The sequence below is a fragment of the Paenibacillus sp. FSL K6-1566 genome (assembly GCF_038050475.1).
Lineage (GTDB): Bacteria > Bacillota > Bacilli > Paenibacillales > Paenibacillaceae > Paenibacillus_AQ > Paenibacillus_AQ lactis.
The window spans coordinates 1,209,593-1,235,654 of record NZ_JBBOSR010000001.1 but is presented as its reverse complement, the minus strand read 5'-3'; the positions used below and the strand labels follow the sequence as shown (position 1 = coordinate 1,235,654).

At 48.1% G+C, this 26,062-nt stretch carries 22 protein-coding genes and 1 pseudogene; 11 read left to right on the top strand and 12 right to left on the bottom strand.

What is annotated here, in order from left to right:
* Nucleotides 1–8: 8 nt before the first annotated feature.
* Together NST08_RS05275 and NST08_RS05270 are read right to left on the bottom strand one after the other, a co-directional pair.
* Nucleotides 9–1,181, bottom strand: coding sequence for a WXG100 family type VII secretion target (locus tag NST08_RS05275; protein WP_340897186.1), 1,173 nt, complete (start codon nt 1,179–1,181; stop codon nt 9–11).
* Nucleotides 1,182–1,331: 150 nt separating this feature from the next.
* Nucleotides 1,332–2,066 (bottom strand): SMI1/KNR4 family protein, encoded by a 735-nt coding sequence (locus NST08_RS05270; RefSeq protein WP_341341552.1) that lies wholly within the window; start codon nt 2,064–2,066, stop codon nt 1,332–1,334.
* A gap of 523 nt (nt 2,067–2,589) precedes the next feature.
* On the opposite strand from NST08_RS05270, the gene NST08_RS05265 reads away from it, so the two are divergent.
* Nucleotides 2,590–4,401 carry an Ig-like domain-containing protein gene (locus NST08_RS05265; protein ID WP_341341551.1) on the top strand — a complete coding sequence of 604 codons (1,812 nt, stop codon included), beginning with the start codon at nt 2,590–2,592 and terminating at the stop codon, nt 4,399–4,401.
* Between the two features lie 223 nt (nt 4,402–4,624).
* Here the strand turns inward: NST08_RS05265 and NST08_RS05260 are convergent, their stop codons facing one another.
* Nucleotides 4,625–5,107, bottom strand: a complete 483-nt coding sequence (locus tag NST08_RS05260) for a hypothetical protein (protein ID WP_232239257.1) — start codon at nt 5,105–5,107, stop codon at nt 4,625–4,627.
* A gap of 287 nt (nt 5,108–5,394) precedes the next feature.
* On the opposite strand from NST08_RS05260, the gene ssuC reads away from it, so the two are divergent.
* The 6 genes from ssuC to NST08_RS05230 all read left to right on the top strand — a co-directional run bounded on the left by ssuC (nt 5,395) and on the right by NST08_RS05230 (nt 11,287).
* Nucleotides 5,395–6,174 carry an aliphatic sulfonate ABC transporter permease SsuC gene (gene ssuC, locus NST08_RS05255; protein WP_028404389.1) on the top strand — a complete coding sequence of 260 codons (780 nt, stop codon included), beginning with the start codon at nt 5,395–5,397 and terminating at the stop codon, nt 6,172–6,174.
* Nucleotides 6,175–6,187: 13 nt separating this feature from the next.
* Nucleotides 6,188–6,985 carry an ATP-binding cassette domain-containing protein gene (locus NST08_RS05250; protein WP_341341550.1) on the top strand — a complete coding sequence of 266 codons (798 nt, stop codon included), beginning with the start codon at nt 6,188–6,190 and terminating at the stop codon, nt 6,983–6,985.
* Between the two features lie 231 nt (nt 6,986–7,216).
* Complete coding sequence (locus NST08_RS05245) at nt 7,217–8,233, top strand: ABC transporter substrate-binding protein (RefSeq protein ID WP_144878733.1); 1,017 nt, start codon at nt 7,217–7,219, stop codon at nt 8,231–8,233.
* Entirely contained in the window at nt 8,230–9,129 is a 900-nt protein-coding gene (locus NST08_RS05240; RefSeq protein ID WP_341341549.1) for an aliphatic sulfonate ABC transporter substrate-binding protein, read from the top strand. Before NST08_RS05245 ends, NST08_RS05240 begins: the two co-directional genes overlap by 4 nt.
* Before the next feature lies 1 nt (nt 9,130).
* A complete protein-coding gene (locus NST08_RS05235) occupies nt 9,131–10,273 on the top strand; it encodes an LLM class flavin-dependent oxidoreductase (protein WP_341341548.1) in 1,143 nt (380 codons plus the stop codon).
* A 27-nt stretch (nt 10,274–10,300) separates the two neighbouring features.
* Nucleotides 10,301–11,287 carry an ABC transporter substrate-binding protein gene (locus NST08_RS05230; RefSeq protein ID WP_341341547.1) on the top strand — a complete coding sequence of 329 codons (987 nt, stop codon included), beginning with the start codon at nt 10,301–10,303 and terminating at the stop codon, nt 11,285–11,287.
* Nucleotides 11,288–11,476: 189 nt separating this feature from the next.
* On the opposite strand, the gene uidA is transcribed toward NST08_RS05230, so the two are convergent.
* The 4 genes from uidA to NST08_RS05210 all read right to left on the bottom strand — a co-directional run bounded on the left by uidA (nt 11,477) and on the right by NST08_RS05210 (nt 16,440).
* Complete coding sequence (gene uidA, locus NST08_RS05225; protein ID WP_028404395.1) at nt 11,477–13,276, bottom strand: beta-glucuronidase; 1,800 nt, start codon at nt 13,274–13,276, stop codon at nt 11,477–11,479.
* Between the two features lie 11 nt (nt 13,277–13,287).
* Nucleotides 13,288–14,631: an ABC transporter substrate-binding protein gene (locus tag NST08_RS05220; protein ID WP_341341546.1), complete on the bottom strand. Its 1,344-nt coding sequence runs from the start codon at nt 14,629–14,631 to the stop codon at nt 13,288–13,290.
* A 77-nt stretch (nt 14,632–14,708) separates the two neighbouring features.
* Nucleotides 14,709–15,539: a carbohydrate ABC transporter permease gene (locus NST08_RS05215; RefSeq protein WP_099477429.1), complete on the bottom strand. Its 831-nt coding sequence runs from the start codon at nt 15,537–15,539 to the stop codon at nt 14,709–14,711.
* 13 nt (nt 15,540–15,552) lie between these two features.
* A complete protein-coding gene (locus NST08_RS05210) occupies nt 15,553–16,440 on the bottom strand; it encodes an ABC transporter permease subunit (RefSeq protein WP_051425051.1) in 888 nt (295 codons plus the stop codon).
* A 213-nt stretch (nt 16,441–16,653) separates the two neighbouring features.
* On the opposite strand from NST08_RS05210, the gene NST08_RS05205 reads away from it, so the two are divergent.
* The 3 genes from NST08_RS05205 to NST08_RS05195 all read left to right on the top strand — a co-directional run bounded on the left by NST08_RS05205 (nt 16,654) and on the right by NST08_RS05195 (nt 21,136).
* Entirely contained in the window at nt 16,654–18,444 is a 1,791-nt protein-coding gene (locus NST08_RS05205) for a sensor histidine kinase (protein WP_028404398.1), read from the top strand.
* The gene (locus tag NST08_RS05200) at nt 18,437–20,044 is read left to right on the top strand and encodes a response regulator transcription factor (protein ID WP_028404399.1); all 1,608 of its coding nucleotides are present in this window, start codon (nt 18,437–18,439) and stop codon (nt 20,042–20,044) included. The genes NST08_RS05205 and NST08_RS05200 overlap by 8 nt, the downstream gene beginning before the upstream one ends.
* A 429-nt stretch (nt 20,045–20,473) precedes the next feature.
* Complete coding sequence (locus tag NST08_RS05195; protein WP_028404400.1) at nt 20,474–21,136, top strand: hypothetical protein; 663 nt, start codon at nt 20,474–20,476, stop codon at nt 21,134–21,136.
* 592 nt (nt 21,137–21,728) lie between these two features.
* Here the strand turns inward: NST08_RS05195 and NST08_RS05190 are convergent.
* The 5 genes and pseudogenes from NST08_RS05190 to NST08_RS05170 all read right to left on the bottom strand — a co-directional run bounded on the left by NST08_RS05190 (nt 21,729) and on the right by NST08_RS05170 (nt 25,238).
* A complete protein-coding gene (locus NST08_RS05190; RefSeq protein ID WP_028404402.1) occupies nt 21,729–22,238 on the bottom strand; it encodes a hypothetical protein in 510 nt (169 codons plus the stop codon).
* Nucleotides 22,235–22,598: pseudogene (locus tag NST08_RS05185) on the bottom strand (hypothetical protein). The gene NST08_RS05190 and the pseudogene NST08_RS05185 overlap by 4 nt, the downstream one beginning before the upstream one ends.
* Before the next feature lie 303 nt (nt 22,599–22,901).
* Nucleotides 22,902–23,267 carry a hypothetical protein gene (locus NST08_RS05180; RefSeq protein WP_028404403.1) on the bottom strand — a complete coding sequence of 122 codons (366 nt, stop codon included), beginning with the start codon at nt 23,265–23,267 and terminating at the stop codon, nt 22,902–22,904.
* 134 nt (nt 23,268–23,401) lie between these two features.
* On the bottom strand, nt 23,402–23,887 hold the full coding sequence (locus tag NST08_RS05175) for a hypothetical protein (RefSeq protein ID WP_028404404.1): 486 nt from the start codon (nt 23,885–23,887) through the stop codon (nt 23,402–23,404).
* Between the two features lies 1 nt (nt 23,888).
* Nucleotides 23,889–25,238, bottom strand: a complete 1,350-nt coding sequence (locus NST08_RS05170) for a WXG100 family type VII secretion target (RefSeq protein WP_244869185.1) — start codon at nt 25,236–25,238, stop codon at nt 23,889–23,891.
* Nucleotides 25,239–25,535: 297 nt separating this feature from the next.
* Between NST08_RS05170 and NST08_RS05165 the strand changes: the two genes are divergently transcribed.
* A complete protein-coding gene (locus NST08_RS05165; RefSeq protein ID WP_341341545.1) occupies nt 25,536–25,895 on the top strand; it encodes a hypothetical protein in 360 nt (119 codons plus the stop codon).
* The last annotated feature ends 167 nt before the right edge of the window (nt 25,896–26,062 follow it).

Here is a 26,062-nt window from a genome sequence, read left to right as displayed (position 1 = left end):
CCCAATCATTATTTTGGTGGAAACACTCCCCCGCGGGGAGCAAACATATCTTCTATCTTTTTCATTGTATTATTTACTTCATTCAACTTTGACGTGTAAAGTTGGCGAAGTTCAGTATCTAAATTGGGATTTTTAAGCATTCCTTCCCAACTTTTTTTCAAATCTACTAAACCACGATATGCATCGGAAACTTCTTGAGCATGATCATAATAACCTCCACCTGGTTTTGGAACTGGGTTACCATCTAAGTCCCTCTGAGCTCCTTTTAAATCCATTGCGGTTAAATGCGAATATGTTCTTTCCTGTTGATTCAAAGTTGCCCTCTGACTAGTGGTAATCATTGATTTGGAAGAATCCGATAAATCATCAATACTTGAGATTACCCTATTAAGATCACCAGTCCCCGCTCCACCCTTACCCCCATCGCCACCAGAATCTTTCTTGAGGTTAGGCGTATCCTTGACACCAAGTCGTTTCAAGGCAAAGCCGCCGAAAATCATGGCAGCCTGCTGACCCAGGTAGGTCGATGTGCCCATCTCATTGATTAGTTCTTGCTCCGCCTGGACCTCCTCACCGAATTTCTCGCGGGTGTCACCGATATCAAGTGCCATTTTGGCACCCCAAATCGTTGTCTTTACAATCTCCTCCGCGGTCCCGATCGTAGCATTGTATGCCATCTGCTTCCCAGTCTCGACCGGTTCCTCGATCAAGGCGTTCGCCGTATCTTTAGCTGAGTCCCACATCTCGGCGGCAGCTGCCTGAACTCCCACGCCGAATGCTTTAAATTCCATTCCCAGTTCATTGACATGGTCTCCAAACGATTTTTCCTTGATGGCCTTTTCATAGTGGACATTGCTCATCCCCAAAGAGTTCAGGGTCTGTGGAGATGCGCACCTAGGGTCTAAGTTTCCCTGCTCATTGTCGACCTGCATGAATTTATAAGCAATTTTTTTTAATTCCTGAGAAGTCACCTGCATATGCTCAATCGTCAATTTCATGTCGCGATACGCCTGCTGGAAATCATAATAAAAACGCGAGCACGTGGTCCCGTCCCAACATGACGCCAGCATCTGAATGTGTTGGTTCAGCGTGTTTGAATTCGCCTCCAACTGATTGGAGGCTCGATTGAACTGCTCTGACACCGACAGCAGCACCTCAGGAGGCACAAGGATTTTGGACATAATTCAACCTCTTCATCATTTGCTAGATAGTCATTCTACCCTACTTCAAATAACTGGAAAAGGTTCCAAGGTCCTCTCTTATACGCAGCTTCGCTCAGCCGAAAGTGCCTATCAGAATCGCCAAATCTGCAACGTACTACACAAGAATCGTCACGATTCTGATTGATTCGATCGAAACGCAGGCAAGTTGGCCACTCGCCCCATCCCGCTCAACAGCTTCCCCAAATTGGCTCGCTCGAAAGACGCCAGGTACACAGCCAACACGTCATCCGTTTCCTCTTCGGATACGTAGAGCTCGAACACAATCAGCACATCATCCTTTACGTAGATTTTCCATGCATTCAGTTCTGACCCCTCATCAATCTCATGCTCCCGCTCCAAATGCATGCTGCGGCAATAGTCGGACAAGCCCCACATGCTCTCATCGAAAATGGCCCAATACGGCAGCCGATCCTCGACGCCCAACTGCACAAATGCCTTACCAGCTAGAAAATGCTGAAGTGACCGGTTTTCCAGCTGCCAGTCGGGTGAGTTCCACGCGCAGAGATAGACTGGTGGATCCTCCTTCTCCAAATCCTGAATGCGGATCCCGCAATAGATCACGGATTCCTCCACTTGATAGAAGACCAGGAATGCCTTGTCTGTCGTGAAAAACGTTTTATCCGGAATGAACACATCCTGCAGCGGGAGCGGTTCATATTGGTTATTGCACCCTTGGGTGATATATGGGGAACGTCCCAAATTCTTATAATAATCCCGCAAGACCACCGGCAACCGAAAGCCAAGGCTCTGTTCCTTGGCCTGGATGTCCGCTTCCGGAATGCCGTGGGCCTCCTTATGATGCTCCCCTAATACACGGAGAAGTCCTTCGATTGTCGCTTTCATTAATTGAGTCAACCTCCTCGACGTCTACATCCTTAAACAAGCTTCCGGAACTCCCTGCCAGAGAGCCTTCTTCCACCCATCACAACGAATCCAATCTAGTTTATTCGGTTTCTTTAGTTTTGATTTTGCTGAAGATTGCGGTGGTAGCGTACACCTAATGAATGCCCCTATCTTTGGATAATTTGTTTTCGTCAAAAACCATTCTATCAAAGATCCAGCACCCTTGTTACGTTTTCATAGAGTGATGCTTTCGAACTTCCGGGTGAACAAATATTAGGAAATCCGGCGGATCCGCCGGCTTCTTTTTTTCATAGCAAGGAAAGAGTCATGAAGGTATTCCCTTTAGTCCCATGAGCACGATGTATTATTAGATTCAAAATATGGAAGATGGTTCCAATGCAGTAGGGAATTATGAAGTTTGTGGGATACCAACACCTTAGAATCAAATGAATAATGAATTTGACAGAGGATATCAACAAATTCTCAAGTCAAATACATCATTTGTATCGAAAGGGGTTTGATTATGACAAGAATCTTTTCGCGGTTTATTACGGTATGCATTGCCGGGGTGCTGCTGACGTTTGGGTTTCTGTCCGGATTGGGACATGCGGCTGCCGAAGAGGTGCAATCAGCTGTCGAATGGTCCAGGGATTACGGAAGCAACTCCACCGGGAAAGGAGTGATCTCGACTTCTGACGGCGGCTACTTAGCCTTGGGAAGCATATACGAGAAGGAAAAGGTTGGACCGGAGGATTGGCAGTGGTCTTTGTTTCAAAAGTCCTATATTCTGAAGCTTGATGCGGAAGGACAGGTGGAATGGGAACAGAAACTGAAAAATAATTCGGACAACAGCACGGCATATCTGGCCATTGAACCAAAAGACGGAGGATACCTTGTTGTAGGTTCAGCGAGAGGAGACGGTGAACCCATCCACCAGTTGTTCATAGTCCGATTGGATTCATCGGGGAATGTGCTGTGGGAGAAGGCTCTGGTCAATGACGGATTCTCTAATACCCCCGAAGCTATTGTCGAAACGGACGACGGCAGCTTTTTAATTGCCGGCACAGGGATTTCAAGAGGTGTCGCCTATGAAACACCGAATATTACAAAAATCGATAAAAACGGAGAGACGCTGTGGTACAAAAGGTACCGTTTCTCGGGTACTGCCGACTCTATATACGATCTGATCCCCGCGACTGACGGCGGTTATATCGCTGTTGGCTTTGGAGGCAATGTCGAATATGAATCGAAAGAACTTGATGCGCTGCTGATGGTGAAGATTGATGATCAAGGCCAACAGGTCTGGTTGAAACAATTCGCTGACCCAGGCAGCCGCTGGACTGGCCAATCGATTATTGCTTCGGAGGATGGAGGTTATGTGATCTTAAGCTCCAAATATATGGATCGTAAACGTGTAACTGTTCTTACCAAAACCGATTCGAACGGACAGGTACAATGGGAGAAAACATATCGCGATGGTACAAATTCCGAATCCTTTAATCGCCTGCTCCAGACAAAAGACGGCTACGTCATGTTGGGAGGACATACTACTAAGGGCGCTTTGGATTGGAGACAGCAATACAATCTGGTAAACGTGGACGCGTACGGCGGGTTTATCAGCAGGGAATTGTTTAAGGGGGCTCCAATTTACAACATTGGGACCGCAGCAGCAACCCCTGACGGCGGCTTTATTTTCTCTGGAACCGTTTTGCGGGGGGACGACAATAAATTTCAGCTGATGAAGGTATCTCCTTCCGAGGCCCGGCCGCCAGCGGAACGTACGCTAACGGGTATCTCGTTTACGGATAAGGAGAAGAAATTGAAAGCAGGCGCAAGCGTCACAACCGTGCTTCAAGCAGTTTATTCCGACGGGGTCAAGGATGATTTGTCCAGCGCAGCAGTATACATCGCGGGGGACAGCGCCATCGCAGATGTCGATGCATTGGGCCGGATCACGGGGCATATGCCGGGACAAACCTATGTCGAAGCAACGTATGAGGGTTTCACTGCCAGAATAAACGTCACGGTATTCCCTGAAGATACGGACGAATTCGATCCCGTCTTCGGGTCTATCAAACTGGATTCGGGCGAGTATTCAGTTATGGAAGGCTCGAGTCTTGATCTGAAGGTCACATTCTATGACTATAACACAAATACGGAAACCGACATCACCAAGCAAACAACGTTTATCAGCGATAATCCGGACATTGCCGAAGTAGATGAGGAAGGAAATCTGATCGGCCATAAACCGGGAGAAACCATAATCTATGCGAAGTATAAGGGAAGCATGACATATGCCAGCGTGATGGTCGTTCATGCACCTGTGTCAGAATAATTCCGGTTGACGAAAATTAAATGAAGGTCACAGCCTCAGCAGATAATTGTGCTGGAGTTGTGACCTTTGAATGAACACATCCTCCAGCGGGAGCGGTTCATATTAGTTATTGCACCCTTGGGTGATATACGGGGAACGTCCCAAAACCATATAATATATTAGACACTCTTGTCCCCACACATTTCATGTCTATATAAGATTCGCCCTGATTACCACGTAACGATCACGAATTTAATAAGTCTGATGCTGAAACCTTTTTCCAGCTCTCAAGTCCAATTAAATTTAGTATCCGTTCTTTTTCCAAATCGTCAAATTTGTCGGTATCCTTTTTAAGACTCCCTTCAAATTCCTTCATGTACTGCTTATTACTCGTGTCCGTAACGTACATATAATACACATCTTGGATGGTATCTCCGTTCCGAAATTGAAACTGAAAGACATACATTTGCTCTATTTCTTGGGTTTCAGGCAACGGTTCAAACTCTCCACGATGTGCCCATTGTGCAGCAGTCTTTAGCAAATCAGGATCACTTTGTACATTGATCAACTCAGGCTGAACGCGATGGGAATCGTTACGGTACAAATAAATATTTACCATCTCCAACGAGCCGGATTCTTCTTCTATTCGATCCTGGTTTTTCGGCGAACAGGAGGTTATGAGCAACGTAACAAGAAGAAGATACAACAAGACTATTTTTTTGTTCATATAAAACACTCCTACACATCATCTTCACTCAAGTACGTATTTTCCGTAAGAGAGAATTTGCATTACACCATATTTTAACATAACTTCTTCCATGGACTCGCACATTTCCGGTTGACGAAACCAAAATCCGGAAGTATAATCAAATCCATATTAAACTTATAGGAATTATTAAATATTAAAAAGATACCGACCATTCAAATGGAGGTCACAGCCTCAGCAGGATATTCTGCTGGAGCTGTGGCCTTTTATTTTTGATCCTATTTTTGAAGGCTAGGTGAGTTGAAGCGATGAGAAAGCTCATGTCCAATCCATTGATCGGAAAATGTTTGCCTTGGGTTCTCCCCATCTTACTAATCGTTGTGTGGGCCATATTATCCAATCTTGATGTGATATCGAGGAAAATCCTCCCCCTGCCTCAAGACGTTTTATTTTCTTTCAAAGATTTGCTGTTATCAGGAAAGTTAATCGAACACGTCTCCATCAGCTTTCAAAGAGCGTTCATAGGTTTCTTAATCGGCGGGGGAATCGGCCTTGTACTGGGCTTCATCAACGGCTTATCGCCCATCGCTGAAAAATTGTTGGATACCACGATTCAAATGGTACGCAATGTTCCTCATCTGGCGATGATTCCTCTAGTCGTCCTATGGTTTGGCATTGGCGAGGAGTCGAAAATATTTTTGGTCGCGATCGGCGTGTTATTCCCGGTCTACATCAATACCTTGCACGGCATCCGATCCGTGGATAACGGATTGATCGAAATGGGCAGCGTATACGGGCTGCGCACCGCTTCGCTCTTCTGGAAAGTCGTTCTGCCCGGCGCCCTGCCTTCCATTCTGGTCGGACTCCGCTACGCTTTAGGCATCATGTGGCTCACCCTGATCGTATCCGAGACGATTGCTACGAATTCGGGCATCGGCTTTCTGGCCATGAATGCAAGAGAATACATGCAAACCGATATCATTCTGCTGACCATTGTGCTGTATGCCTTATTTGGAAAGCTGGCCGATTCCATCGCCAAACTCTTAGAGAGGCGGTTCTTACGCTGGAACCCGAATTATCACAACTAAGCCCTGAAAGGATGTGTCGACCCTGAAATCCTCTACCCATGGTGTGCATCTTCGTATAACCCAATTACAGAAAAGCTTTGGCGAACAGCCTGTACTTCGAGGCGTTGAGTTAGACGTGAAGCCTGGAGAGTTCATAGCCATCATCGGGCGAAGCGGCTGCGGGAAAAGCACGCTATTGCGCGTCATCGCCGGATTGGAGCCCGCCACGTCGGGAGGCGTATGGATCAATGACCATCCGGTCCACCATGTGCATGCCGAGACCCGGATGATGTTTCAAGATGCCAGGCTGCTGCCCTGGAATAAGGTCATCGATAATGTAGCGATCGGACTTCGAAAAGAAGATCGTCATAAAGCCGAAGCCGCTTTAGAACAGGTTGGGCTCGGTGCCCGGGCCAATGATTGGCCGTCCTTGCTCTCCGGCGGTCAGAAGCAGCGCGTCGCCTTAGCCAGAGCGCTCGCCAGCCAGCCCAAACTATTGCTGCTCGATGAGCCTTTAGGCGCGCTGGATGCATTGACCCGCATTGAAATGCAGCAATTGATCGAATCACTCTGGCAGCAGCAGCCATTTACGACCGTCCTGATTACGCACGATGTCGAAGAGGCTGTCGTCTTGGCCGATCGCGTGGTCCTCATTGAGGAAGGCCGGGTCGCGATGGATCGAGCCGTCCCTTTCCCCCGCCCCCGTCAACGGGGAAATGCCGAAGTGGCCGCATTTATCGATCACATCCTGAAACGGGTCTTGGGCATAACCGAAGTGGCATGCCGGCATGAAGCAGAAAGCCTCCCCTATCCCTTAAAGAAAGGTTCATAGGTTTCGAATACCCTCCCGCTTGGGAGGAGAATTCCATAACTATTTCTAGAAGGAGGTGGATCACAAGCGAGCGGTATGACCGGATGTGAAACCGTAAGAAAAACGTCTATCAACGTACTTTCAAAGAAGACAGACCGCGTTTAGCGGTAGTTTCTCTTGCGATATCAGGCAGCAGATTCTCCGAAGTTTATACGTTCTGATATCTAGAAAAAGAAAGGAGCCATAGAAACCATGCCCAACATCGATAGTCCGCAAGAAATCGTAAAAGAAATAAGGATTACCCGCTGCCCGGTTCCGACAGCAGCCAGTTTGGCCCTTGACCTCGGGCTGCTTGATCAGGAGCTTGAAAAGTCCGGATGTACGGCAGCGGAGCTGACGCGAGACACCCGTCAAGCTTTGCCTGATGCGCATTTTAATCACACCTTGCCTTTCCTGGTGCGGGAAGGAGGCAACATTCCGGCTTTATGGGCACGCTCAACCGGAAGCGATACGCGGCTGATCGGACTAAGCTGGGTCGATGAATATCAAGCCATCCTCACCCTTCCCGACTCGGATATTCAGGGGCCTGGCGATTTGCGCGGAAAACGAATAGGGATTCCTCGTCATCGATATTTGGAGATCGATTTTCGAGCGGCCCAAGCGCTTCGCGGGTTTCATAATGCGCTCTCGCTGGCGAATCTTACGCTGGATGACGTCAACATCACACATCTTGAAGCGGCTCGTGAAGGAAGAAGGGATTCCTGGAATACCGAAATTGAGGCGCTGCAGCGGCGTGAGATCGATGCTGTTTTTGTCAAAGGAGCTACCGGACTGGAGGTCGCCCGTACGGTCGGGCTAAAGGAAGTGATCGAGCTCGGGTTCCATCCGGATCCGCTGGTGCGAGTCAACAATGGCGTGCCCCGAACCGTGACGGTCGATACGGCCTTAACGGAGCAGGAGCATGTCGTGGAGCAGATTCTCACTTCTCTGCTTCGCGCCGCCGATTGGTCCAAAGATCATCCCGAGGATTTCATTCGGGTCGTTACGAAGGAAACCGGCGCTTCCTCCGAATATGTTGCCTCAGCTTATCGCAATATTTCCCTTCGACCGTCACTGCGTGAAGACTATTTAAAAGCGCTTGAAGCCCAGAGCAGATTCCTGTTCGAGCATGGTTTCCTCCCGAATCCCGTAAACGTATGGGACTGGATTCTTCAAGAACCGTTAGCCGCGGCTGAACAAAACATTGCCAAAGGAGTGTCCCTCACATGACTCAAACGAAAGCAGACGTAACCATCGGCGTTCATCCTAATAATCATTCGTTATTCGTATTGCGCCGCTTGGGCTTTTTGGAAGAGATTCTTAAAGACCTTAACGCAACCGTTGCCTGGGTTGATTACACCGACGGAGCGAGGACGCCGCTGCGGATCGCATCCGGCGAAATCGACTTCGGCGGTACAGGGTCTACCCCGCCTTTAACCGCGCAGGCGTCGGGTATCGATATTGTGTACGTTGCGGTATCGAATCCTCGTACAGCCAGCGGCGCCTTAGTCGTGCGCAAGGAATCGCCGGTGCAATCCGTTGCGGATTTGAAAGGCTTGCGCATTGCGCTGTCCGAAGGTTCCTGGCATACGAGTTTTCTGGCAACCGCGCTCGATAAGGCAGGCCTTCTATATGATGATGTCGCTCGTGCGGATATAGGCAATAAGGGGGCAAAAGCACTGCTGGCCGGCGAAGTGGAGGCTTGGGTCGGCAACGATCCGCAGCTGACGGAGCTGCATTACAAAGGTCTCGTTCGCACGCTGGTGCCGCTTGAGTCCCATATCTCCCACCGTTCCGTATGGTTTGCCAGCCGGGATTTTGCGACGAATCAGCCGCAGCTGCTTAAGGCTGTCGTTGAAGCGCTGCAGCAAGCAGATCAATGGATTCAAGACAACACGCGCGAAGCGGCAGAGCTGTTTGCCCGGGACCTGCCCGATTGGCCATCCGCGGATTCATGGGAAGCCGCGCTTCGGCGGAGACCTTGGGGGCTGCAGCCGATTACCGAGGAGTTCATAACCGAACAGCAGCGGGTTGCCGATCTGTTAGCAAGGCAGCATATTTTGCCGAAAAGCATTGTCGTTTCCGATGCCGTTCTGCCCGTACCCGTAGAAATTGGAGGAGAATAGCATGGCTGCTCACAAAGAGAACGTTGAAGTGTATTGGTATTTAACAGCGCCGGATGGCCGCAGTCCTTGGTCAACGGATGGCGCGCGCAAAATCGATTTGCCTTACCTGAGGCAGATTGCCTCGGCTGTCGATCAATTAGGGTTTACCGGCGCCTTGCTGGCAACGGGCCCGCATGATACGTGGGTGCTGGGCTCCTCCCTGATCTCCAGCACGAACAATATGCGTTTTCTCATCGCTGTGCATCCGCCTCTGATCTCCCCCGTGCTCGCCGCGAAAATGGCGCAAACCTTCGATGATTTCTCTGGAGGACGCGTCCTATTAAATATCGTGAACGGGAACACGGCGCAAATGCGCGCCTATGGATCAACGCTTGGGCATGATGAACGTTATGCCTACACGGATGAATGGATTCAGGTATGGAAGCAAGCCGTGGCCGGAGAACACCTGGATTTCCATGGCAAGTACATTACCGTCGAAGGCAAAGCCTTGCAGCTCACCTCCACGCAAAAGCCAACGCCGCCCCTGTGGTTCGGCGGATCATCGCAAGCGGCTCACCTCACGGCCGCCAAGCACATCGATACGTACCTGAGCTGGGGCGAAACGCCTCCGCAGGTCGCCGAGAAGATTCAAGATCTTCAGGCTTTAGCGGCAGAGCAAGGCCGTACGATGCGGTATGGCATCCGGCTGTATCTGATCGTGCGCGATACGGATGAGGAAGCTTGGCAAGAAGCGGACCGGCTGCTCAAGACGATGGATCCGCAGACCGTGGAGCATATGCAAACCATTCTTCGAAACAGCGATTCGGTGGGGCAGCAGCGCATGCTGCGCAACCACAACGGCCAAATTCCTAAATACGCGCGGGAGCTCGAAATTTATCCGGATTTATGGGCCGGGATGAGTCTGGTACGACCAGGTCCGGGCACCACGATCGTTGGCAGTCCGGCAACCGTTCTGGCGCGTTTAAGAGAGTATCAGGATGCGGGCATTTCAACGTTTATTTTCTCCGGTGTTCCGCTGCTTGAAGAAGCTTACCGTGTAGGAGAATACATCCTGCCCCATCTACGCGTGAACCGTCAGGCCGTGACGACGCCGAAGCAAGAAGAACAGGAGAAGGTCTTCACGTGGGCTCATAACATCCACTAAATGATCCGGCAAAAAGGGAAGTGTCCTATGCGAAAAATAAGCTTACATCTACTATTAGTAATTCTGTTAGTTACGTTATCGGCTTGCGGCAAAGCCGGCCAAGCGAATCAAGCCAGTGCCGAGAATGAGGCCGTCCCCGTTCGTCTTGGCATCCTGCGCAGTGCCCAGCCATTAAGTTTATCCGAGGAAGTCGGGCCTCTGTATAAAAGGCTGGAAGCAGCCGGAGCGAGCATTGAAAAAACCGGCGGTTTCGCCGCCATGTCGCCGGCGATCGAAGCGTTAAACGCCGGTTCGATCGACATCACGATCGGCTCGATTACGGCAGCCATCAGCGCCCTTGTCGGAGGCTCCTCGGAATTTACGATTTTTACGAAGCAGCCTGGCGATCAAGATAATCAAGGCATTGTAGCCAAGCCGGAAGCCGGCATTAAGGGCCCTTCCGACCTCCGAGGTAAAAAAATCGCCGTCAACCGCGGCGGCACGGGCGAATACTTACTATATAAAGCGCTGGAGAAAGGCGGACTTGATGCAAGCGAAGTCGAGATCGTCTATCTTCCGCCAACGGAAGCGGGGCCTGCCTTTGAAAGCGGGCAAGTTGACGCTTGGGCGACATGGGGTTCTTTTACGGCCGTGGCGCTCGTCGACTTCGGTGCAGAGCTGGTCATTTCCGCAGGCGATATCGAATCCGAGAACGATACGGTGTATATTGTGCGAAACGGCTTCCTGAAGGAGCATCCTGAGCTCGTCCATGAAGTGTTCGAAGGCTTGAATGAAGAGTCCGCGCTTCTATCGGGCGACGTCGATCACACCGTCCAATTAATTCAGGACATCCAAGGCGTCTCCGAGCCTGTGGCTCGTCAGCAGCTGGAAGGCTCTTTATACCCGTTTGACCCGATTGATGACACCGTCCGCCAACGTTGGCAAGCGGTCGCCGATTATATGTTTGAGAAAGGGATTATTCCGAATGAAGTGGATGTCCTGTCCAATACGGTGGATGTGAGGACGTTGAAGTGAAGCCGCTTGAGGAAGGTTAGAGGAGCGGTGAGCGTCGAGCACTGCTCGGTAAACTAAAACAAGAGGAACTTCATTTGGCGGTAGGGCAGTCATGACCCTGGTCACGTTTAATATTGAAAAAGGCAAGGAGACTAAGCTCCTTGCCTTCCCGTTTAAAGCCCCTTCCTTATCATTGCGGGACAGGAAAATTTACGGCTTGTACTCAAAATCGGGAATCGAATGCCACCGCTTTCTCAGCTCGTGTGCAGCGGCTTTTGGTTTGCGGTCGCGGGTAAATACGCCTTTTTTGTTTCCTTGAACCCGAATGATATTTTGACTTGTATGGAAGTCGGCGAAATTCCATACGTGTTCCCCGGCGAAATTTCTGCATTCGTCAAAGACTTCGTGATTCGCCTGCAAAAATTTGACCTGAAACTCCTCGGTGAACATGACGGGATCGACATCGTGAAACCCGGCGATCGTATCCGCGCCGTATTCCGTCATGATGATCGGTTTGTCCGGGCAGCGTTTGTTCCAGCCTTCGAGTTCGCGGCGGAGCTTGGCCTGAGCCAACTCCCACTCCCCGCCTTCCACATACCAACCGTAGTAGCGGTTTAAGCACAGGACATCCGCCAGATCCGATACCTTGCAATCTTCGGGGCTGCCTTCCTGCAAGGTCACTACCGTGACGGGACGCTGCTGCGGATCGCATTCCTTCGCCAGCCGGAACAGCGGTTCAAAGTACTCATACGCCCCGTCCTCCGCCGTTGCCGGCTCGTTGGCGATTGACCACATCACGACACAGGCGTGGTTTTTGTCCCTCGCAATCAATTCACGAATGGCCTCCCGATGCGCCTCGCCGGTTTTGATTTCCTTCCACGTATTCCGTTTCGGGCCCTTTGCATGAATCGCCATGAAATTCAAATGCAAGCCGACAGCTGCCACCTCGTCGATCACGACAAAGCCTTCCCGGTCGGCTAGCCGCATGAGCTCTTCCGAGTACGGATAATGGGACGTCCGGAACGAATTGGCGCCGATCCATTTCATCAAGCGAAAATCCATCACGTTGGCTGCCTCGTTGAATCCCCTGCCGTGAATCGGGGAATCCTCGTGCTTGCCGAATCCTTTAAAGTAGAACGCTTTACCGTTGATGAGGAACTTTCCTTCTTTCACTTCCACCGTTCGAATCCCGAAGGGCTGCTCGTATTCGTCGATCTTCTCACCATGTTGCAGCAGCTCGATTTTCAGCCTGTACAAGTAAGCGTTCAGCGGCTCCCAGAGCTTCGCTCCCGTGATCATTAATTCGCCTTCCGCCCCCTCTCCACTCGCGACAACGACGCCGTCCTCATCCAGGATTCTGACCTTTGTCTCCACCGTGCCGCTTGCAGCCACCGAATAATTCACCAAGGCGGATCCATCAGACTGCACGCCGGATACGATCTCGACATCCCGAATGTAGACCCAAGGCGTCGTATAGATTTTGACCGGCCGGTGAAGTCCCGCATAATTAAAGAAATCAAAATTCGGACGATTGCGAACGATTTTGCCGAGTCCTTCAACCTCCTGCTCTGAATAGTTGCCGACGGGCAGCGTTGATTCATCAAGCACGTTACAGACCGCAACGGTAAGCCGGTTTTTCCCTTCGGTTAACCATTCGTTGATTTCGGTCTCGAACGGCGTAAACCCGCCCGCGTGCCCGGCCGCCAAGCGGCCGTTGACGTACACCTTCGCCTCATGCGTGGCCGATCCGAATCGGAGAACGATTCGCTCTGTGGAAAGCATGCTTGGAACGATGAATTCCCGCTCATACCACACCCAGCCGACATGATCTCGAATTTCGGCGCTCACGCCCACATCATTGTATGAGGAAGGTACCGCCATCGGGATCGTATCCGAAAGCGGACGTTCCTGCCATTTCTCGGCGAATCCGTTGCCGGAATCAAGTTTAAAATTCCATATTCCGTTTAAATCGAAGACCGTCCGGGATGCGGTCATAATGGGATAAAGCATGAGCTTCCCTCCTACTTGGAATCGATGATTTTTTGAATGCGTTGCTGTGCGTTTTTTACGGTTGTATCAAGATCCTGGCCCGACAGCATCATCGCGTCGAATTCTTCGACGAACACTTTCTCCAGCTCCGCATGGAACGGCACCGCGACCGCCGCCGTCGTTTGTTTTGTATGTTCAAGCACGTAGAGCAAAGATTCCTTGTCGATCATTTCCGGGGTTTTCGTGCCGGCGATGATGTTATCGACGACTTCGTCCATGTTCACCTTTTTCCAGGAAGGAAAGTACTTCCCTTGAAGGGCGATTCCCTCTGTCGTATACCAACGGATAAACGTGTACGCTTCTTCTTTATGCTTCGATTTGCTATAGATCCCCAGCACATCACCGCTGACATTGCCCGAAATTGGATCTTCCTTATTCACCTTCGGAAGGGGAGCGAAAACCGTTTTGAATGTCGCCGGCACTTGATCCGTTCCTCCGGTTTCCGGAACCAGGAATGATCCCATTGAAATCATGCTCGTTTCCTGATTGAAATATTGGGGGCGATAGTTCAATTTTTGGCTGATGACTTCCGAATACGGCGTCACGAAGCCCTCCTCTTCCCCTTGCAGCCGCAGCTCCAACGACTTGCGAACGCTCGGCGTATCCGCGTTGGCTTTCGTTCCGTCGTCCGTGGTCAAGTTCGCTCCGACCGCTTGATTCATGCTCTGAACAAAGTATGCTTGCGTGGACCAACTATGGAAATAAGTTCCGTATCTTGTCTTGCCGGCATCGGTTTTTGTCATCGCCTTGGCATACTGCATATATTCGTCCCACGTCCAATCCTTCGGAAGTTCAAGCCCCGCCTCTTTGAGATGGTTTTCATTGATGAACACCAAGGGGAGAACCGATTTGCCCGGCAACCCGTACGTTTTCCCCCCAATCCTGGTATCTACCGTATACTCGTCAGCAAGGACTGCACCTTCTTGCTCCAGATAGCCGTCGATCGGTTCCAGCATGCCGAGTTCCATACGCTGGCTGAGGTAATTCATGTTGCTGAACATTACGACGTCCAGCGCTTCGCCGGAGGCCGCTGCGAGATCGAGCTTCTTGTAATATTCGTTGGAATTGTTGTCTTCCGCGGATACGAATTCCACTTTGATATTGGGATGTTTTTTTTCGAATTCCGCGATGGCAACATCCCAGTTGTCGGTCTTCTTCGGATACCAGGTATGCAGTTTGATGGTCACTGTACCGTCCGCTGCGCTGCCGTTCGAACCGGCCCCCTGGCTTTCTCCCGAACCTGAAGCACATCCGGATACGATGAGCGAAAGGATGGCCGCAGCAGCGAAAAAGCGCTTCCAATTTCTTTTGAACATGTGAATTCCCCCTTGGTATATGATAATAAGCGTTCCAAAAAAACCAGCGATGACGGTTTGAACTACTGTTAGATCGTTTATCCTTTGACGCTTCCTGATGCCACCCCTTCTATGACTTGTTTTTGACCTATAATGAAAATAATCAGCAGCGGCAGGATTGCGGATACGGCTCCCGCCATCATGAGCGAATAAAATTCGCCGTTAAAATCGGCAAATTTACGAATGCCGAGCTGCAGCGTGAACAGTGAATCTGTGCGCAGGAAGATCAGCGGGTTCTGGTAGTCGTTCCAGGTCCAAATGAAACGGAGTATCATGTAGGTCGAAAGCGCGGGTTTGACCAGCGGCAGCCCGATCCGGAAAAAGATCCTCCAGTGATTCGCGCCGTCGATTCTTGCGGATTCGATAATCTCGTTATGAACCCCCATGAAAAACTGGCGCAGCAAAAACGTGCCCAACACCCCCGAAGCGCCCAGCAACACGAGGCTCATGTGATTGTCAAACAATCCGAGCCAGCGAAACATAATGAATTGCGGAACAAGGATGGCTTGATGCGGAATCATGTACGTAGCTAATACCAGTATAAAGACCGCATCCCGTCCTTTGAAATGAACCTTGGAAAAGCCGTAAGCCGCCATGGCGGAGATGACCAAGGATAATGCAGTCGTCAGTAAAGTCACCTTGATGCTGTTCAGATAATAAAGCCCGAACGGGATGCTCCCCAGCCATACCTGGCTGTAATTTTCAATGATTTTCCACGTACTCGGGATCCATTGAATCGGATAAGTCATCACCTCAAGCTCTGGCTTGAACGATGCCGACAACATCCACAGAAACGGCAGGATAAAGAAGATCCCTGCGATGCCCATCAGGGCCGTAATGATGACCCGGTTCAGTCGAATGGATTTCATGTTTAACGGCCTCCTAGTAATTTACCCACTTCTTCTGTCCTACCCATTGGATCAAGGTGATGAACAGTATCAGAATCAACAGAACAATCCCCATGGCGGATGCATACCCGGATTCCAGATTCACGAAAGCCTCTTCATACAGATAGAAAACAATAACGGATGTCGAACCAGCCGGCCCTCCGTTCGTTAGCACCATAATCAGATCAAAAACCTTGAAAGATCCTACAACCCCCGTAATCAACAGGAAAAAGGTTGTCGGCGACAGCATAGGCAGCGTAATTTTGAAAAACTGGCGTATCGGCGAAGCTCCGTCCACTTCGGCCGCCTCATAAAGATCCTTCGGAATGCCTTGCAGTCCGGCCAAATAAATGATCATGTTAAACCCTAGCGAAGTCCAGATCATGATGATCATGACGGCCATCAGCGCGTAGTTCGGATCCGCCAGCCACATCGGTGGGTGATCGATACCGATCGACCGTAAAAAGCCGTTAATCGGTCCGCTGTTCGGATGGAACAGCACCCTCCAAAGCAAAGCGATTGCGACAATACTAGAAATAAACGGCATAAAATAGATGACTTTGAAAAAGCTCTTGAAGTACGTCCCCTTGTTAATCAGTGCCGCGAGCACCATCGCAATGAACATGGACACCGGAACGACTGCGATCAACACGGTGTTATTTCGCAAGGAGCGGTGAAACGCTTCGTCCCGAAACAACTCCATGTAGTTGTCCCATCCGATTATGTTCAGCCCCCCCATGCCCGCAATGAAATTCCAGTCCGTAAAGCTGATCACCCCCGACAGCACAATCGGGATGACGACCAAGGTCATCGTCAAGACCAGCATCGGCAAAATAAACAAATAGCCGGTAACAGTCTCGTAGAACGTTCGTCTTCGGATCACCTCATCACCTCTTTGTTAATCTCTATTTTTTCTCATTATAGACACCGGTGTATCCGGCGCACATGAAACGATTTTTTCTAATCGAAAAAGATTTTTGCGATATTTTTTCCCGCATAGAAAAAAATGTTGAATGAATCCGTCCACAGAATGCATTAATATTTGCTTATAACGCAAAAGCAATCGATTCATTGTGGCTGAGGTGATGGACAACGAATGCGCATCCGACTGAACTTCAAGCATGTGTCCCTGCGAAAAAAACTGATTGTTACTTCCATTGCTTGCCTCGTACTGCCTGCCATCGGCATGCTTTACACCACCGGCGTATACTCCAAAATCATCATTCGCGAGCACACGCTCGGAAAAGCGGAGCAATCGCTCATGATTGTGCAATCCCAAGTGGAAGCGATACTGGAAGAAATGGTGTCCATATCGAACTTCGTCCAATTGGATCCGGAAATTAAAACATTATTGGAAGAGGCGAAAGAAAGTCCTGTCGCCGCGAGGCAGCTAACGACCCGATTGGAGCAGGTCGCCGGCGAGAAGCAGGACCTGCGCCTGACCTTACTGACAGAAGACGGCCGGGCATACTCCGACTACTCGTTCTACGACTTTCAGCCGCAGCGCTTTTTCCGGCAGGACTGGTTTTCGAGGGCGGAACGCTTGACACCTTACGAGACGTTATTTTTAGGCGGACTGGAAAACTACCTGCCACCGCTGTACCCTGAACAGAAATATGTTTATATGACCGCGCGGGCATTGACCGAGACCGTGAATAAACCGCCCTTTGCCTATCTCGTGGTCAGCCGCACGGAAAACAGCATTCGGGAGCTCTTTGCCGATATGGAAGAGGACGTGTATTTGCTAGACGAAAACAATCGCATCCTATCGAATCGCCATGCCGATTGGATCGGAGACCGGTTCGAGAACATACTGCCGCATCCTATTTCAGCTTCGCCGGAGATTATTCAGGTAGGCGAGGAAAATCAATTGCTTCTTACGCTCCCGCTTCGTTTTTCGGGATGGAAGCTTGTAAGCGTGGCTCCTTACGAACAGCTTACGGGAAAAATGAACGGGATTTCTAAAACGATGCTATTTCTGCAAGCGATGTTCGCGATCGGTTTTTTGCTCGCCCTTACCTATTTGTTAAGGCGCTTCACCAGGCCGGTTCTGGCGCTCGGGGAAGCGGCGAAGAAAGTGGAATCCGGGGATTTAAGCGTGCGTTCCAACATTCGCGGACCTGATGAAATCGGCCGGCTCGGCCGTTCGTTCGACTTTATGCTCGATCGCATCCAGCAAATCTTGACGCAGGTGAAGATGGAGCAGGAGTTGAAACGTCAGGCTGAAATGGCGATGCTGCAGGCGCAAGTTCATCCGCATTTCCTATTTAACGTATTGAACTCGATCCGTTTAAAATTGTTGATGAAAGGCGATGATGAAAACGCTGCCACCGTCGAGTCGCTATCCTCGTTGCTTCGGACAAGCCTTAGGCAGGATGAATTCGTTACGTTTTATGCCGAAATGGAAACAGCCAAACAATATACGGACTTAATGAAATTAACTACGCGATTTCCGATCGAGATTCATTGGCATATCCAAGCGGACCCGTTTGCCGCTACCGTTCCCCGCTTTATCTTGCAGCCGATTATCGAGAATGCGTATAAACACGGCTTTTCGAAGAATGGCGGGATGATTTGGATCCGGGCGCAAACCGCCGGCGCTTCATTTATCATCACCGTTGAGGATAACGGCCTGGGCATGAATCCGGAGACGCTTGAGGAATTGAAGAAGCGGCTTAGTTATCAAAAGGAGGATATCATCGAGCAGAAGAACCTGGGCGAACGGATCTCTCCTGCCGGTATCGGCCTGTTCAATGTCTTCAGCCGTTTGAAATTGTTGTACGGGGAGCGGTTTGAAATGAATATTCAAAGCGAGTACGGGCGGCGCACGACCGTGGAGCTGCTGTTGCCGATCGAGAATACAGGGGAGGATGATCATCATGTTTAAAGTTCTTGTCGCCGACGATCATTATACGGTATTGGATTATTTGAGTGCCGGCATTCCCTGGACGACGCTGGGTCTGGATTTGGCGGCCGTTTGTTCCGACGGCGGCGAAGCATGGGAAGCTTGCCAAATTCACCGTCCGGACATTCTCGTCACGGATATCGGAATGCCCGTTATGGACGGACTGGAATTAATCGAAAAAGCGCGCGCTACCAACCCTCGGCTGAAGACGGTCATCTTGTCTTGTCACGAAGATTTTCACTACGCGCAGATGGCCGTAAAACTTAACGTGAGCGAATATATTTTAAAGGAGAGTCTTCGGATTGACCAGGTCGTTTCCGTGCTGGGCCGGTTGACGAACCAATTGACCAAGGAAAATGACTTGGAACATGACCGGAATCAGCTCCAAAAGAAAGTCCAACAACATCTATCCGCCATTCGATCCGGATTGATCCGCAAGTTTCTTGAACAACCGGTCTGGAGCGAAGCTGAATGGGCGAACGAATTTCGAAATTCCGGCATCCTTCTCCAGGACGGCGTCCCTTATCTGCCAGTCCTGGCCCTGCCGGATAGAGCCGCCGAATTGGAAGTCCGGTTTGGCGGAGCCGTCAACATGCAGTTTGTGATCCATAACGCCTTGCAGGAACTAGTCCGTGTTAACGGAAGCTTCCTGTTTGTCCTGAACGAACGCCAATACCTGTTGCTGTTCCCCTTCCCGCATATGTTGACACGGAATCTTCATGAGGACGTTCAGGGCGAACTGCAACGCGTCCAACAACAGATGTTTCAACATCTGCGCATCGGCATCTCGTTTATCCGCGGGGAAGTGAGCCGCGAATTGCTCCAATTGAAAAAAGAGATTCAGAAATTGCTTGATGCCGCAACGTTTCGTTTCTATACGGGCGAGCGCGTTTATACGAAAATGCTGCCTCTGAAGACCTCGGAAGAGGATATTTTCCTGCATTATTCCAAAGCCCTGCAGGATTTGAAAGATTGCATTCTTGCCGGGGACAAGACCCGGATCTCGCTTGCCGTCAGAGAATGGAAAGATTTGATAGAAAGCAGGGTCTATCCGGTGGAGGCGGTAAAATGCTGGGTGCTCAAAATGACAATGGAACTCCAGCTCAAGTACACCGTCATGCAAAACTTCGTCACCAACTTCAACACCGAAAGGCTGCAGCGGAAAATCGCCTCGATCGAAACGCTGGACCATTTGCTGGAATGGCTCCAGGGATTTCTCGAACAAAAATCCGTCGAAATCGAGTCGCTTCGGGAACAAACCGTTGTACGCCGAGAAATTGCCGAGGCGCAGCGATACGTCCGCCTCCATATGGGCGAGAAAATCGCGATGGAGGAAATGGCGCATCGCTTGAATCTGAACCCGTCTCATTTCAGCCGTATTTTCAAGCAGGAAACAGGAGAAACCTTCGTCGAATTCGTCACCCGCACGAAAATGGAAAGAGCCCAGGAGTTGCTGAACCAGTCCGATTTAAACGTTGCGGAAATTTCCGAGCAGCTCGGATATGAGCATACGAGCTATTTTATTAAGCTATTCCGGAATTACGCCGGGATGTCGCCGAGCGAATACCGGCGATCAATATAAGGCATCAGCTTACTGAAAGTTGTCATGAAGAAAAACAGGAGACCTGCCTCTGTTTGCGAGAGATGATCTCCTGTTTTTCTTATGAAGTTCAACCGATCCACTATCAAGGGTCATGTTGCGAGCATCAATAACCAATTTATCTGGGAGCACGAGGTCTGCTTAGGACTTGGTGTCCTTTTTTTCATGTTCAACAATACATCGGACCGTCAATGCAGAAAGTGGTGATGGATCTTCAAGTTCTGGATTCGGCTTTCGGTTAAAGGTAACTTTTCACGCAGCCATTAAGGATCTTTGATCCGTCTTCACCTTCACCCCTCCCTATGTACTGCCCTGGCTTGCATTATGCCCTGAATTCTATTAACTTAGTTTTGATAGCTTCATATATTAACCATGATCGTACATGCCGTTGTAAGGAGGATTGGAAAAGGCGTGATTCGCAAAAAGAACCGATATATCCTAGCCATCTTCATGGCCTTCGCTGCCGTTTTTACCGGCTGCAGCACGTCCGTCAAACAAACTGTCCCGCTGAACACGGACCCCGAATCAATATTAAGCGCAATCTATGAGTTGGAAGGGATCAAATCCGCCGGATCCGTGAACACGGAGCCTTTGACCGAAATCTCGGAGATCGAAGACAATATCAGCATCCGGTACCAGTACGTTTTCTTGGTGAAGGATGCCGTCAACCAGAATAACCAAGCCGTTCCGGATCGGCTGTATGTCGTTTCTGCGGTCGAGAATACGAGAAAGGATCGGGAAATCAGCATCCAGTACATCGACGGCTCCATCAATGGGGAAACAGCCAAGCACAATCCGCGGCACCGCCCCATTACCGTAAACCTATGCCCGGATGATTCCAAATCTCCTTGCGGGACTGAGGATTCGAAGACTTATCAAGCGGATGCGGTTGTTTTTTCGTTGGACCAATTCCCCGCATTTCGTTCGCATGACAATGTCGTTGATATTAGCGTTAAGTATGCATTAGGTAAGAGTAAAAAAGAGCTCCGCGAGCAATTTCTAAGTGATTCAGGGCTGCAGGAGACTGACGATGCTGTCGTCTCCCTGAAGCTGCCGGACTCATTCGTGAAATAACAAGAAGCACAACGAACAATGTGAATCCGTTGATTTGAGGGCACGAGGTCTATTTAGGACTTGGTGTCCTTTTTTCTGGTTTCCGTACTGAAGGTCCCCGTCGACTTATATTCCTTTTATGATATAATATGTTTGATAATGGAATTTGAAAGGAGTATGCCATGAAGGCGAAAATCACAGCTGCCCTGATATTGAATGTTTGCATTGGATTCATATGGTATTACTTTTCTGGATTCATTGTTCATTTAATTAATCGAGGGAATAACGGATTATTCAACATCCTCTTATGGGTCGTTAGCTTAATGCTCTTTTTTGGCATTCATCGATTAACCATTTCAAAAATGAATACGAATCATACTCCGAAGCAGTCCAACCTCTTAAGTGCCGTTTCCTCGATTTCCTTTTTATCCACCGTTCTTCTGATCTATATCTTCTTGTGATTCTACCTGTGGAACAACGGTTCCGTTGCACTCTGTTTAACAGACACAGGCAAAACGAACTGCTGCTCCGTCCATGTTTTGTATGGAGACAGAACGACAAGCAATTCGCCCGCGATCGGATAAAGTCCTATTTCTTCTTGTGTGAATTTAAATTATTTAAATTTCGTCAACTCTTCATAGTTCGTAATGTTAAGTTTGATTTTCCCTTCTTGATGAATATTATTTTGATAATAAACTTCTGTAATCAGCTCAGAGATCTTTCTTGCATCTTGGGACAATTGATTGAATATTTCCTGATCAGCTTCAGTTATTTCCCCTGTTTCATTATAGTTTGAGGATATTGCGCTAATTTGAGTATTCATTTTATTGGCAATAGGAACTAATAACTCTGTCGATACTCCCGAATCTATAACTTTAGAATAGCTCTCTACACGATATAGCCGATTATTGATTTCCTGAATGCTATTACCATCCACATCTTGAAGGTTTCCGAGATCGTGATAAAAATTCCACACTTCAAATACGGAATTACCAATTATAGATTCCAGTTTCATTTTTGAATCCCTATCGTTCGTGATGTTTTGACTAATCAAAAATATAGAAAAGATAATCAGCGTTATTACAGAGAAAGAAATCAGTACAGTCCTGGTTTTTTTCCTCAATTCACTTCCCTCCTTCCGCCTTCCTGATTATTTATAAATTTCTCCCTTTCCCATACTCTTTTTCCGTCGGTTAAACATACTGAACTGGGTGGATCTTCATAGAGGGAAATTTCAACCAATGAACTTTTTCCTTCTTGCAACCAATTATATACCCTGCCTTCGTTAATAGAAGGAGATAGGATAAAATTGAAATGCAGTTGCATAATATTCCGTGTAGTCGGGGTGATCATCATCTAATCCATTGTCTATCTCAAAAAATGTGTCTGTTTGTCCTACAATTCTTAATCCACTGAAACACTCTAAAATGATCTCTACACCTTCATACTCCCTTAATGTTTTAAATAAAGAATCTACTTCCATAGATATCCTCTTTCTTATTTTATTCTGATGGTTTTGGCTGGAAAATATATAAGCACCATCTTTTCCATATTGTATCATCCCTCTATGAGTCCCTATATAAAAAGGCCCCAGAATTTACTTATTGATTCACCAAAGTCCACTCTTATCTTATCATTTTTATAAACAAGCTCTATTTCCATTCCGTGACTCATTCGCCTCTATAAACATTATGATGCAGCCTTATTTATAGTTGATGAAGAATTAATTAAAACAAACCCCCACCATTTCAATATCAATGATGAGGGTGTTTGCCATAGCTGCTTACTAGTCCGCTATATTGATGACGTTATCTTTAACCTGATAAATGATATATTTATGATTCCATTGCTGCATGGTAACGATCGTTTCTTTATTTCCCTTTTCAAAAAAATAATTAGAGCCTTCTTGCTCGACATAACTCCATCCTTTACTGCTCATTCGCTCTTTTAAAAGTTCAACGGAACGATCCTCTCTTGCCAGATAATGCCCCACTTTATCCATTGGAACTATTAATTTCTCCGTAGTACTCAACATGTACATGAGCTTTAAGTTATGGAATCCGATATTATTGATATAGGCACCTGCGAACATAACGACAAGAAAAACAATGCCAATAATACCGAATGCTATGATCTTCCAAGGTCTCTTCAAAGTCATTCGCCACCTCTGCGTATAGCTGCTTATTGTATTATATCAGAATCAAAACTGGCGTATGCCCTGGTAATGCAATATCCGGAAAAGGCTCGCGACGAAAGATCTACACGCAAATGCATTGACTGGCAATTCTAATATTTAGGATTTTTATAACACCAATCAGAATCATAAGGTAACGATTTTAATCTTTGCATGTCTTCCCAACTGTAGACCCAATCATAATCTGCTACCCAAAAGTAATCATCCGGGTTAATCTTCAGATATTCATAGATAAAACGAAAAATAACCTTCTCTGCTCCATAAACCTCTTCAATAGTCCCTATCCGAAATAATTCGCGGTCTGAATTCAACCCAAGATCATCATAGTCACTGAAAAGGATACTAGAATTCTCTCTAGCCTTTACATACAAAATAAATTGGTAGTTATTCTCTTCGCTATTATAGGAATGGTCAAGTATATTCAATGTTGTTGATGAGAATCGTCCCTCTTTGTAATTTTTATAATTCTCAAAGATAAGTTTAGCATCCGAATGAAAGGTTGCTACAATTGTATCCGCCAAGAACTTTTCCGGCGTATATTTTTCACGATCTGTCAAAATAAAAGCAGTGGTTCCCATTCTATCTCAGTGCCTCCTTTAAATCTTCCAATGAATTGACAATGGTTACACCTTGTGACTTTATATCTTCCAGCATCTTAGAATGCTCAGGTCTTAAGTTAGCTAGCGGCTTATCAATATAGAGAATTATATCTTTGTTCTCAGGATTGAAAAAATCCGGATGGTTTTGCTTAGTCATCTTCAAAAATTGCTCTGCATCAACACCTTTAATCGATGCCTTAACTTCAATTATTGCATTCTTGGTAACAACATCTAAATCACCGGCAGGTTGACCATCTTTTTTTATTATTCTTTGTCCAAATCCGACAACTTCAGTTTCATTTCTCAAAAAATTAGCAACCTTTGCTTCAGTAGCTTTACCAACGTTAGAACTATTCAAAAAATCATCAATATCACGATTAATATTTTTCGGATGTTGATCTACCCAAGTTAATTCATTTCCTGCTTGGTTCGTGTATTTCGTTTTATTTCCGTCCTTAACTATACTATCAACATTCGAAGCTTTAGGTGTCCCATCCCCGTTATCGCTTCCATTACCGCCACCATTACCGCCACTATTTCCGCCACCAAGATCATTATGCTTATTATTCAGCGGGCCTCTCCCCCTAATTCCAGCACGGTTGAGAATAACCTCCCCAACGATCAATGCTGCCGCCTGCCCCAAATAATTGGACCAACCACCTGCTGAATCGACTTCTACCTTTACGTCTTCTGCAACTTTTTCGCGGTACTCATTGCTAAAAAGCATTCGGCCGGCCCACATCCCCGTGTTCCAAATTTCTTCGACCGTCCCGATGGTTGCATTATAGAGCATCTCTTTCCCGGTTCCAAGTGGATCTTCGTACAAGGATATCCCCGTATCCTTTAACGAGTTCCCTAACTGGGCGGCCCCGATCTTTACGCCCTCCCATACTTCCCCTGCTTCTTGCTTCACGGTGTCCCATGCCTTCCCGGCTTCCTGCTGCACCGAATTCCAGGTTTCCTCCGCTTTTCTCCCCATATCCTCTACGGCCCTATAGACTGCGGGTCCCCTCATCAAAGGGGATGTTCCCAGCACATGCCCAGCAACTTGGATCGGTTGTCCCCGCTCATCTGCTGACTTAAACCGTTGGGCAATCCCTCTCAGCTCCAGGCTTGTCCGATGGATATGCTCCGTAGTCTGCGTCATCTCCCGATGCGCCTGCTGAAAATCCGCGTAAAAACGAGATCTCGTCGTACCTTCCCAGGCAGACTCCAGCATATGAATGTTCTGATTCAGCATGTGTATCATTGCTTCCAGCTGTTCATGTGCCCTGGAGCATTGCTCTGCAACGCGCAGCAACATCTCCGGCGTGACCAAAATTCTACTCATAACAACCTCTCCATCTTGCTTTCGGGATTGAACCCGATCTCCGATCATAGCTAACTTAAATATTTTACTCCACTTGAATTATATGGAAAAGGTTCTCAAGGCCTTGCTATGTCACTTAAAACTAGGATCTTTTTCTCAGTTAGATACGGGACTTTATTACGAGCGAGGTTTTCAATAATATGACCATTATTATAGGTGGGAGGATGAAGGGAGTTACGGACATGACATACCGTAAAAAAGGGGCGAATAGATGGGTTAATTTATCCTTCATTATTCTCGCCCTTGGTGGCACTGAACATGTTCGGATCGGCTGTATGTCGTTTCTGCGGTCGAGAATACGAGAGAAAGGATCGGGAAATCAGCGTCCAGTATATCGACGGCTCCATCAATGAGGAAATAGCCAAGAACAATCCGCAGCATCTTCCCAATACCGTAAACCTATGCCCGGATGATTCCAATCCCCTTGCGGAGCTGATGATTCGAAGACTTATAAAGCAGATCCGGTTGTTTTTTCGTTGGACCGACCAATTCCCCGCACTTCGTTCGCATGGCAATGTCGTTGATATTAGCGTTAAGTATGCTTTAGGTAAAAATAAAAGAGAGCTTCGCGAGCAATTTCTAAGTGATTCAGGATTGCAGGAGACTAACGATAATTAGAGCCTTCTTGCTGGACATAGCTCCATCCTGTACTGCTCATTCGCTCTTTTAAAAGCTCAACGGAACGATCCCTAATGTACCTAAAGAATTGGTACTCAGGTTCACCGGACTCTAACAAGAACCAATGATGGTTATCATTCCGTAGAAAAGTTAAGGGTGGAACCGAA